The sequence below is a fragment of the Lysobacter sp. TAB13 genome, assembly GCF_052113885.1.
GTDB lineage: Bacteria > Pseudomonadota > Gammaproteobacteria > Xanthomonadales > Xanthomonadaceae > Lysobacter > Lysobacter gummosus.
This window is the reverse complement of sequence record NZ_JBFRDR010000047.1, coordinates 1-1,593: the sequence shown is the minus strand read 5'-3', so window position 1 is coordinate 1,593 and position 1,593 is coordinate 1. Positions and strand designations below refer to the sequence as shown.

2 protein-coding genes are annotated in these 1,593 nt (G+C 62.6%); both read right to left on the bottom strand.

What is annotated here, in order from left to right:
- Window positions 1-434: porin family protein (locus AB4Y92_RS25020; RefSeq protein WP_441822078.1), on the bottom strand; the 434-nt coding region annotated here is incomplete at its 3' end.
- Between the two features lie 409 nt (window positions 435-843).
- The coding region (locus AB4Y92_RS25015; RefSeq protein WP_441822077.1) for an OmpA family protein at window positions 844-1,593 on the bottom strand (750 nt) is incomplete at its 5' end.

Sequence of the window (1,593 nt, the reverse complement as noted above, 5' to 3'; positions counted from 1 at the left end):
CCCACGCCGACCTTGGCGGCGAGGTTGCCGTCCTTACGGTTGCCCGGCGACAGCAGCGACGGCAGGAGGTATTCCTCTTCCGAACGCTGATAGCCCAGGCCCATCAGGATGTAGGGGTTCCAGTTACGGCCGTCGGTCACGAAGTGGCGACGCAGGTCCAGCGAGATGCCGTACTGGCTCCAGTTGGCGTCCTGGTTGTCGTCGAACTTCGGGTTCTGATAGTTCAGCTCACCGTCGAGCGACCAGTTCTTGTTGAGGAACTTGCCCAGGCCGATCGCACCGAACGGCGCGTTGCGGGTGCCGCGGTCGTTGTCCTGGATGTTCATGCCGACGGCGCCGGTGACGTACCAACGGTCGTCAAAATCCTGCGCGCTGGCAACCTGCGAGAAAGCCAAGCCCGCCAACAGGGCGGTGCTCAACATACGAATCTTCATGTGTAACTCCTTCAGATCGATCGGAACGGGGGGTGATCGGGACTGTGTGATCGGGACAGTCTTCTGCGGCGCTGACTCTTGTGACAGAGACACTTTCAGCACTGGCAAGGCCTAGCACCGCGGTCACTGGCGGGGGGATCATACACGCTCAGCAAGTTTGTTAATACCACTTAACGTAGTTCAGTCGAGTGCAAGTCGGTTTGTGTGTAACGCTTCCGCACGCAATACGCCCACTGCGGTTCAGTCGGCCCGACGAACGGTCGATATTTAGAAACAAAATGCGCTGTAAGTCTTACTTTCGAAAATGATTACGACCGCGCTTGAAACATAAAAAGAAGCCCGGCGCGAGACCGGGCTTCTGAGTGTTGCAGTGCGGACCGCGAACGGTCCGCACTCGCCGCGCGTCCGATCAGTTCTGGACGTTGAGCTCGGTGCGGCGGTTCTTTTCGCTCTTGCAGGCCGGGAAGGTCTGCGGGGTCGATTCCAGCGGACGGCTCTCGCCGTAGCCGACCGGACCGGTCAGGCGGCCGGCATCCACACCATTGCTGGTCAGGTAGTCGTACGCAGCCTTGGCGCGACGCTCCGACAGCTTCTGGTTGTAGGTGTCCTTGCCGCACAGGTCGGTGTGACCGGCGACTTCGACCTTCAGGTCGGGGTAACGCTTCAGGATCTCGGCGGCCTCGTTGAGGATCGACACCGCGTCAGGACGCAGGGTCGCCTTGTCGAAGTCGAAGTTGACGCCCTTCAGGTCGATGGTGACCGGCACCGCGCAGCCGTCCGGACCGATGGTCTGGCCAGCCTGCGAACCCGGGCACTTGTCGTCGCAGTTGTTGACGCCGTCGCCGTCGTCGTCCTTGTCCGCGCAACCGACTTCCACCGCCGGCGGCGGGGTTACGGCAGCGGCGGGTTCCGGACCCAGCGGGATCACGATGCCGACCGAAGCCAGCACGTCGCCGAACCAGTCTTCCTTCGGAGCAGCGACGCTGCTGTCGTCGAAGTCGGCGCGGTACGCCAGCTCGGTGCGGATGCCGACGCGGCCCAGGTCGCCCTGGATACCCACGCCGACCTTGGCGGCGAGGTTGCCGTCCTTACGGTTGCCCGGCGACAGCAGCGACGGCAGGAGGTATTCCTCTTCCGAACGCTGATAGCCCAGGCCCAT